This window comes from Nitrospirota bacterium (assembly GCA_016214385.1).
Classification (GTDB): domain Bacteria; phylum Nitrospirota; class Thermodesulfovibrionia; order UBA6902; family JACROP01; genus JACROP01.
Genome location: JACROP010000054.1, coordinates 1 through 9,311 on the forward strand (window position 1 = coordinate 1; position 9,311 = coordinate 9,311).

6 protein-coding genes and 1 pseudogene are annotated in these 9,311 nt (G+C 43.6%); all 7 read left to right on the forward strand.

All coding sequences use genetic code 11. The features are described from left to right. Nucleotides 1–174 precede the first annotated feature (174 nt). A complete protein-coding gene (locus HZC12_03460; GenBank protein MBI5025785.1) occupies nt 175–3,300 on the forward strand; it encodes an efflux RND transporter permease subunit in 3,126 nt (1,041 codons plus the stop codon). A 2-nt stretch (nt 3,301–3,302) separates the two neighbouring features. Continuing rightward, entirely contained in the window at nt 3,303–3,707 is a 405-nt protein-coding gene (locus HZC12_03465) for a DoxX family protein (GenBank protein MBI5025786.1), read from the forward strand. 65 nt (nt 3,708–3,772) lie between these two features. Then, on the forward strand, nt 3,773–4,813 hold the full coding sequence (locus HZC12_03470) for an HlyD family secretion protein (GenBank protein ID MBI5025787.1): 1,041 nt from the start codon (nt 3,773–3,775) through the stop codon (nt 4,811–4,813). A gap of 5 nt (nt 4,814–4,818) precedes the next feature. Next, on the forward strand, nt 4,819–5,826 hold the full coding sequence (locus tag HZC12_03475) for an ATP-binding cassette domain-containing protein (GenBank protein MBI5025788.1): 1,008 nt from the start codon (nt 4,819–4,821) through the stop codon (nt 5,824–5,826). A 9-nt stretch (nt 5,827–5,835) separates the two neighbouring features. Further along, entirely contained in the window at nt 5,836–6,951 is a 1,116-nt protein-coding gene (locus HZC12_03480) for an ABC transporter permease (GenBank protein ID MBI5025789.1), read from the forward strand. 267 nt (nt 6,952–7,218) lie between these two features. Then, entirely contained in the window at nt 7,219–8,049 is an 831-nt protein-coding gene (locus HZC12_03485; protein MBI5025790.1) for an extracellular solute-binding protein, read from the forward strand. 13 nt (nt 8,050–8,062) lie between these two features. After that, a pseudogene (locus HZC12_03490) lies at nt 8,063–9,181 on the forward strand (aminoglycoside phosphotransferase family protein). Nucleotides 9,182–9,311: the final 130 nt, after the last annotated feature.

Below are 9,311 nucleotides of genomic sequence, written 5' to 3' on the forward strand. Positions count from 1 at the left end.
AAAGCCAACTTTATGTGGCCCTTGACCTGAATTATATAAGCAGTTCTGAATTTAAAAAGCTTTATTTAATAAGCGAAGAAGTAGCGAAATTGATTCGAGGGTTTATTAAGTATTTGACTTTCGACCCTCGACTCCAGACTCACGACTCACGACTCACGACTGAGGACTGATTTTATGTGGCTCGCTGATACATCCATAAAACGCCCTGTCTTCGCAACGATGGTCATACTTGGCCTTGTTGTCCTTGGTGTCGTGAGCTATCCACGTCTTGGTGTTGACCTCTTTCCAAAAGTGGATTTTCCTATGGTGAATATCACCACTGCTTTACAGGGTGCAAGCCCTGAAATAATGGACATAGATGTCACTGACAAGATAGAGGAGGCGGTAAATACTATCAATGGAGTAAAGACCATTGCCTCCACAAGCACAGAGGGGAGGTCCACAGTCATGGTGGAGTTTGTCCTCGAAAGAGACATTGACCTTGCTGTGCAGGACGTAAGGGAAAAGATTGCTGCCATTAGATCAAAACTGCCCAGAGATATTGATGAGCCGATTATAGAAAAGGTTGACCCTGATGCGACGCCTGTCATGTGGCTCGGTCTCACTGGAGAAAAATCAGTAAGGGAACTTTCCACTTATGCCGATGAGGTGTTGAAGGAACAGCTTCAGAAAATAAACGGTGTTGGTGCCATAAGACTGGGCGGACTCAGACTCAGGCAGGTAAGGATCTGGCTTGATGCTGACAAACTACGGGCATATCAGATAACTGCCCATGATATTATAATGGCCCTTCAGAGAGAGAATGTAGAGCTTCCCAGTGGAAGGATCGAGAGCAAAACAAAGGAATATTCTGTAAAGGTCAAGGGTGAATTCCTGAAGGTGCAGGATTTTAATGACCTGATTGTCGGCTACTACAAAGGCGCTCCTGTGAGACTCAGGGATATTGGCCGTGCTGAAGATGGAATGGAGGAGAAGCGTTCCATAGCCCGTTTTAATGGAACAACAGCCGTTGGTCTCGGAATACAGAAACAGTCTGGCACAAATACTGTTGAGGTCATAGACAGGATAAAAAAAGAACTCCCAAGCATTACAAAGGCGCTAACCCCTGGCATGAATCTCGGTATAAGCTTTGACCAGTCAATATTTATAAAGCGCTCCATAAGAGAGGTTCAACATCACCTGATTTTCGGAGGCATACTTGCTGTCTTTGCGGTTCTTCTTTTTCTGAGAAATGTCAGGACTACTATTATTAGTGCATTAGCTTTGCCTACATCAGTTATCTCCACATTTACCATCATGAATGCCTTCGGATTCACATTCAATAATATGACCATGCTTGCGCTTTCTCTTTCTATTGGTATTCTCATCGATGACGCTATCATTGTCATAGAGAATATCCACAGGCATATAGAAGGCGGAATGAAGCCGAGAGAGGCAGCATCCTTTGCTACATCAGAGATAGGGCTTGCGGTCATGGCGACGACTCTTGCCATTGTCGCAATATTCCTTCCAGTGGCTTTTATGAAAGGCATTATCGGAAGATTTTTCCTTCAGTTTGCACTGACAGTTGTCTTTGCAGTTCTTGTATCTCTGTTCGTATCTTTTACACTCACGCCAATGATGGCGTCAAGATATCTAAAAAGTCGAGGGTCGGGAGTCGAGGGCCAGGAGTCAAAAAACTCGTCAATCTCTAGAATTTCTTATTGGCTTGAAAAGGGCTATAAAAAAATCGAAGAACTTTACAGGCGGCTACTCGCCATTGCCTTAAGGCACAGGGCAATCGTGATAATTCTTACAACAGGCATCTTTATCTTCAGTATCTTTATTCCGATATTTTTTCTCGGTAAAGAATTTATACCACCCGAAGACCAGAGCCGATTTATAGTGAGACTCCAGGCGCCTATAGATTATTCCGTTGATGAAGTGGACAGGATGTTTAAAGATGCAGAGGATTATATAAAGTCTATCCCTGAAGTAAAAACTGTCTTTTATGCCCAGGGGTTTGGCCTTACAAGAGAGACAAACAAGGCATCCATGTTTATTGGACTTAAGCCAAAAGCCGAGAGGGAGAAAAGCCAGGAACAGATAATGGCTGAGGTGAGAAAAAGATTCAGGCAGGTACCTGGCCTTAAAGGAACTGCTGAAAATGTTGCCCTTGTTGGAGGTGGGCAGAGAATGGTTCCGATTCAGTACAGTATCAGGGGAAGAGATCTAACTCTCCTTACTGATTATTCCAAAAAGATCATTGACGAATTTTCAAAACTTCCAGGCATCGTTGATGTGGATACATCCCTGGAAGTAGGAAAACCAGAGGTACGGGTCTTTATTGACAGGGACAAGACAGCAGACTTAGGAGTTGACATTGCTACATTAGCAGAGTCTGTAAATTTTCTCATTGGCGGCGAAGTTGATGTAACAAAGTTCAAGGACGAGGCAAAAGGCAGAAGATACGATGTCAGAGCGAGACTCAAACCAGAGGACAGATCAAATCCTGATGATATTGGAAGGATTTATGTAAGGTCGAAAGATGGAAGGCTTGTTGAACTTTCAAATATTGTAAGGGTTCAGGAGGCAGGTGGTCCAAGCATAATAAACAGGGCTGACAGGCAGAGGGCTATAACACTCTTTGCAAACCTTGAACTCAAGCCCCTTGGCCAGGCAAAGTCAGAGCTTGATGCCATATCAGCAAAGATTCTTACTCCTGACTATTCCGGAAGATATAAAGGAATGGCTGATATTATGGGCGAATCTTTTGATTATCTGATATTTGCCCTTGTGCTCGGAATTATCCTGGCGTATATGATTCTTGCGTCACAATTCGAGAGCTTTATCCATCCCATAACAGTGCTGCTTTCGATGCCACTTTCATTTATCGGAGCCTTTGGTGCATTACTAATCACAGGCAAGACCCTTAATATCTTTAGTTTTATCGGGCTAATCCTTTTAATGGGTCTTGTAAAAAAGAATGCAATCCTTCTTGTGGACTATACAAACACCCTCAGGGCAAGGGGGATGGAAAGGAGAGAGGCAATACTTCATGCAGGGCCTGTAAGATTACGGCCCATACTCATGACAACCTTTGCCATGGTCTTTGGTATGATGCCTATTGCCCTCGGAATTGGTGAAGGTGCTGAAACCCGTTCACCCATGGCAATTGCAACCATCGGTGGACTTCTGACATCATTATTCCTCACTCTTGTTGTTGTGCCTGTGGCTTATGATCTGTTTGATGATTTGCAGGGGAAGTTTATTAAAAGAAAGTCGAAAGTCGGCAGTCATAAAGCAAATTCTGGAGGTTAAAAATGATATTAAAAGCACTGACCAAATATACAGATATCGGGCTTCTGATTCTCCGTGTAGGCATAGGAATTATGTTCTTATATCATGGTGCTCCAAAATTGTTCGGTGGGCCAGAGAAATGGGAAAAGCTTGGCATGGCAATGAAGTATGTTGGTATTGACTTTGCTCCTGTATTCTGGGGATTCATGGCAGCCTTTTCAGAATTCTTTGGGGGCATCTGTATCATTCTTGGCCTATTTTTCAGGCCAGCCTGCATACTCCTGACAATCACAATGGCTGTTGCTGCAGCAATGCATCTCGGAAAGGGCGAGGGATTGAAAGTCGCATCCCATGCTATAGAGGATGGAATTGTTTTTCTGAGTCTAATCTTCATAGGCCCGGGTAAGTATAGCATTGATAAAAGATGAGCCGTTTTAAAGGTGTTTTATAGGGACAAGAAACAATAAATTCAGTTAGTTAGAGGTATTTTAAAATGAAACAACGGTTAATCATATCTGCAATAATCCTTCTTATAGCAGTCATTCTTTTTTTTGTTTTCTATTACCAGAAAGACAAACGGGATGAGACTATCCGTACAGCCGGAATTATCGAAGGATTGGAGGTGAATCTTTCCTCAAAGGTATCGGGCAGAATTTCAGAGATATGCTGCAATGAGGGCGACAAAGCAGAAGAAGGACAGATTGTTATCAAATTGGAAAGTGAAGACCTCAGGGCAGCAGTAGAACAGGCAATGGCAGGGGTTGAGCGGTCAAAGGCTGATGTAACGGCTTCGGAAGCTGCGATAAAAAATGCAAGGGCAAATATTAGGAGTGCTGAAGCCGAGATAAAGAGTGGGGAGGCTGAAAAGGAAAAGGCACGTGTTCAGATGGAAGAGGCAAAAAGAAAGATGGACAGGGCAAATGCCCTCTATAAAGAGGAACTCATATCAAAAGAAGCCTTTGAAATGGCCACAACCAATTACGATACGTCTGTGGCAACCTATAATTCTTCAGAGGCAAAACTCGCAACAGCTTACTCAAAAAGGGATGCTGCTGTGGCACAACTCAATACAGCAATAAGTCAGCTTGCCTCTGTAAAGGCGAGACTCAAGGAATCACAGGCCAATCTCTCTTTTCACAGATCAAGGCTCAACGACACTATTATAATGTCGCCCATTTCTGGGGTGGTCACATTTAGGGCACTGGAGGAAGGGGAAATAGTTGGTCCGGGTGTAACAATCTTAACAATAGTGGATATGGATAATCTATATGTGAGAGCAGACATAGAGGAGGCCCTGATAGGTGGTGTAGTTCTTAATAGCGAGGCGATTATCAGGGTGGAAGGGATTCCTGATAAAGTATTTAAAGGAAAGGTTTCAGAGATAGGAAGATATGCGGAATTTGCAACACAAAGAGATGTGACCCGTGGAAGACAGGATATTAAGACCTTCAGGGTCAAGATAAGATTGGATGAAACTGGTGGGATATTAAAGCCAGGAATGACCGTTGAAGTAGAAATACCGAAGAAGAAATAAGTATTATGCAAAAGGCTAAAGCTATTGAAGTTTTCGGGATAACAAAGAGGTTCGGCCCGATTACTGCAGTTGATAATGTGAGTTTTGATGTGCTTGAGGGAGAGTTTTTTGGCTTCCTTGGCCCTAATGGAGCAGGTAAAACAACCCTTATCAGGATACTCACCACACTCCTGAAGCCTGCAAGCGGGAGCGCTGTCGTTGCATGTTGTAATGTGGCAAAACAGCCAGATGCTGTGAGACGTGAGATTGGTGTCGTACCTCAGGCCATGACAAGCGACCTTGACCTTACAGCTTATGAGAATATGGACATCTATGGAAGATTCTATGGCATGCCCGATAAGGAAAGAAAGGAGAGGACAAGGTATCTCCTCGATATGGTCGGTCTCACTGCAAGGGCCAATGACCTTGTTGCCACATACTCAGGCGGTATGAGGAGAAGGCTTGAGATTGCAAGGGCACTTGTGCATAAACCAAGGGTTCTTTTTTTAGATGAGCCGACCCTGGGGCTTGACCCCCAGTCCAGGCATGTGGTCTGGGATTTTCTAAGGAAATTCCAGGAAGGAGATTCAATAACCATATTCCTCACAACTCATTATATGGAAGAGGCAGAGTCCCTTTGCAACAGGGTAGCCATAATAGATTCAGGAAAGATTATAGCAATCGGCAGTCCTGATGAGCTTAAGTCTCAGATTCCAGGGAATGATATTATTTCTCTCACCATCGAAAATCTATTAGAAGGCATTGTGGAGGCAATAAAGAATTTACCATTCGTACATAAGATCAATATTGAGGACAGCAGGATCAGGATTTATGTTGACAGCGGTGCACAAAACCTCTCCACGCTCATGGATGTGATTAAGTCCTCTGGAGGAAAGGTTTTATCAGTGGCAATCCACGAGCAATCACTGGAGGATGTCTTCATACACCTTACAGGTAAATCCATAAGGGAAGAGGAGGCAAAGAAGGTGAGCTTTTTAATCGGTGCTGGAGCACCCCGGAAATGGGGGAGATGATGGGATGATATGGTAAGGCTGTTTGCGGTTATAGAAAGGGATTTGAGAAAATTCATGCGAAATCCTGTAGTACTCGCAATGAGTATTGTTATGCCCATTCTCTATCTCGTAATCCTCGGAAATTCATTTCAAGGGAAATTAAAAGACCTCCCCATAGTTGTTGTAAATCAAGACACAGGCCCTTATTCTAATCGCATCATCGAGAACTTACGTGCTATCGAGGCAGGACCAAAAACATTCACCATCATCAGCATAAAAGACCAGAGAAATGCCATTGATAGAGTTAGGGAGGGCAGATATAAGGCGGCTATTATCATACCTCCTGATTTCAGCAAAAGGGTTTCATTAAAGAAAAAACCTTCAGTGGGGATCTTCCTTGACAACACAGACAGCATATCTGCGGAAGCCATAAGAAGCGCAGTGAATGGCGCACTGAGATTTATAGAACCTGATCATGTTTTCATAAGGGAAAAAGTTGATGTTGTTCATCCGAGAGAAATAGACCTCTACAGCAAGGTTGACTATTACCAATCCCTTGTGCCTGGAGTAGTTATTATGGCAATATTCCTGGGCACCCTGACAACCGGGGCCTTTAATCTCGTTATGGATAGATTTCTCGGCATTGATGAGAGCTATCTCCTTACACCAATTTCAAAATTCCATATAGTATCTGGCCTCGCTATAAGCAGTCTTCTGATAACAACTGTGCTCGCTGCTCTAATATTAACTCTCAGCATGGTAATATCTGGCATCCCACTTTCAAGGGGAGTTAGTCAATGCGCTTCCATATTTATAGTGGTGATACTCACAACCCTTTGCCTTTTGAGTATGATGTTTGTTATCCTCGGAAGAGTAAATCATCCGAGGATTGTCGGAATATTAAGCGGATTTCTGAATGTCATACTCTTCTTTCCGAGCGGCGCTGTTTATCCGATTGCAAGTTTCCCTGAATGGCTCAAGGTATTCGCAAAGGTAAATCCTGAAGCATATGCAGTAAATGCATTGAAGTCGATTCTCTTTAAGGATGCAAGTCTCATTAATATTTCAGGTGACATAGCCTTTCTTCTGGTTTTTAGCACTGCAATGATGATAATAGCTATAGCCACATTCAAGAGAACTTTTTAACGTTGCCGGAGGCTGTTACTTCTTCTTTTTCTTTGCAGATGACTTTGATGCAGCCTTTTTAGGGCCGCAGGGTACACCTTTTGGTTTGCAGGCCATATTTATTCCTCCTTTTCTGGATTTTTCCTAAAACGTTCCATACATCCAAAAAATATCATAGCAATCTGTATCTGTCAATAGAAAATGCCTATTTTTAGGCTATAAAGTATAATACTCTCAAGAAAGTTTTTTCAGACTCGTCTGATTTGCCGAGGCGAAAAAGGAGAAAAAATGAGATTGCTTAGAAATCCTTTATCCTTCGTATTGCTTTTATCGGTGGCATTTGTGTCAATTGTATCCGCTGAGACGAGGATACGCTGTGCATCAACCACAAGCACGCAGAACTCAGGATTATTTGATTACATCCTGCCCATATTTGAGAAAAAGACAGGCATAAAGATTGATGTTGTTGCTGTCGGCACTGGCGCTGCCTTTGAAATAGGCAAGAGGGGAGATGCTGATGTTGTATTTGTCCATGCAAAAGATGATGAGTTAAAGCTTGTCAATGAAGGCTATTTTGTCAACCGTCATGATGTCATGGATAACGACTTTGTTATTATTGGCCCCCCTGGTGACCCTGCAAAGATAAAGGAGACGAAAAGCGCTCTTGAGGCATTCAAAAAGATTGAAAAGACCAGATATCCTTTTATCTCAAGGGGTGATAATTCAGGAACGCATAAAAAAGAACTGTCTATCTGGAAAAAGGCAGCTATCCAGCCCAAAGGCCAGTGGTATATGGAAGTTGGCCAGGGAATGGAGAAGACCCAGAGGATTGCCAATGAAAAACGAGCATATACCCTTACAGATAGAGGGACATGGCTTGCGACAAAGGATAAGGACAGGCTTGAAATGATAATTATCCTTGAAGGCGACCCTATACTGTTTAATCAGTATGGTGTTATGGCGGTCAACCCTGAGAAGCACAGGCATGTTAAATATAAAGAAGCCATGCAGTTTGTGAACTGGATTATCTCAAAAGAGGGGCAGCAGGCTATTGCATCGTTCAGGGATAAACATGGGAATCAGTTGTTCATACCGAATGCAAGATCGGCTAATAATTAATTTGGATTCACACATGACAAAAGATAACAAAATAAGTGGCACAGCCCTGAAAAATCTTGTTGCCATTGCAGATCAATTCAAACAGAAGGGCAAGGTTTTAGATATCAGGGAATACGGGCATGGCAATATCAATGACACCTTTTTGGTAACCCTGGATTCCAAAGGAAAAAAGCACTTCATTCTTCAACGCATCAACACGCAGGTATTTCGCCAGCCAAAACTGATCGTGCAGAACATGCGCACTTTAATAGAGCATGTTCGCAAGCGTGCCTTGAACGAGGACCGCCGCTGGGAGATGCCGCGAGTGCTGTTGACCCTGAACGGCCTCGATCACTGGATTGATTCCTCTGGAGCGTTCTGGCGGGCAATCAATTTTATTGACAATGCCCGGTCCTTTGACACCATTAAAGGTCTTGAGCACGGAAGAGAAATCGGCTATGCGCTCGGTCTGTTCCATAATCTCATAAGCGACCTGCCATGCGAAAGACTTGCCGACACTCTGAAAGGGTTTCACATTACACCGCTCTACCTTCAGCACTATGATGAGGTCATTGAAAAATATGGTGCCGGCAGATCCGATGAAGTCAATTATTGCCTCAGGTTCGTGAGCAAACGAAGAATGTGGGCGCATGTCCTTGAGAATGCCAGAGACCAAGGCAGGCTGCCTCTTCGGCCGATTCACGGCGACCCGAAGATCAACAACGTCATGATAGACACTGACACCGGACAGGCGGTCAGCATTATTGACCTGGACACTGTTAAACCCGGCCTGATTCATTATGATATTGGAGACTGCATCCGCTCCGGCTGCAATCCCATGGGAGAAGAAACCGAGAAGTGGGAGTCGGTTCGTTTCGATCCTGATCTCTGCCATGCCATTTTGCAGGGCTACCTCTCACAAGCAAGAAATTTCCTCATAGAAGACGAATATGAATATCTCTATGATGCGATCCGCCTGATCGCCTTTGAGCTGGGACTGAGATTCTTTACCGACTATCTGGAAGGCAACGTCTATTTCAAGGTCAGGCACTAGAAACATAATCTTGTCAGGGCACTAGTCCAATTCAAACTCACCGAAAGTATCGAATCACATGGAAAAGCAATTCGAAAAATCATTAAGGACATGCGATGACCGACCAAAGTTTTTCCATGCAGCCATTTCACACAGACAAGTCTCCGCATGATTTAAAAATCATAGACACCATCAGCCGGCGATCCAATACACTTTCCATTCAATATGCACTTCTCGGACATTTGGCGGA

What these genes read in the sequence shown, in the direction of transcription:
- HZC12_03465 (MBI5025786.1), top strand. Translation starts at nt 3,303, where the DNA reads ATGATATTAAAAGCACTGACCAAATATACAGATATCGGGCTTCTGATT.
- HZC12_03480 (MBI5025789.1), top strand. Translation starts at nt 5,836, where the DNA reads ATGGTAAGGCTGTTTGCGGTTATAGAAAGGGATTTGAGAAAATTCATG.
- HZC12_03460 (MBI5025785.1), top strand. Translation starts at nt 175, where the DNA reads ATGTGGCTCGCTGATACATCCATAAAACGCCCTGTCTTCGCAACGATG.
- HZC12_03470 (MBI5025787.1), top strand. Translation starts at nt 3,773, where the DNA reads ATGAAACAACGGTTAATCATATCTGCAATAATCCTTCTTATAGCAGTC.
- HZC12_03485 (MBI5025790.1), top strand. Translation starts at nt 7,219, where the DNA reads ATGAGATTGCTTAGAAATCCTTTATCCTTCGTATTGCTTTTATCGGTG.
- HZC12_03475 (MBI5025788.1), top strand. Translation starts at nt 4,819, where the DNA reads ATGCAAAAGGCTAAAGCTATTGAAGTTTTCGGGATAACAAAGAGGTTC.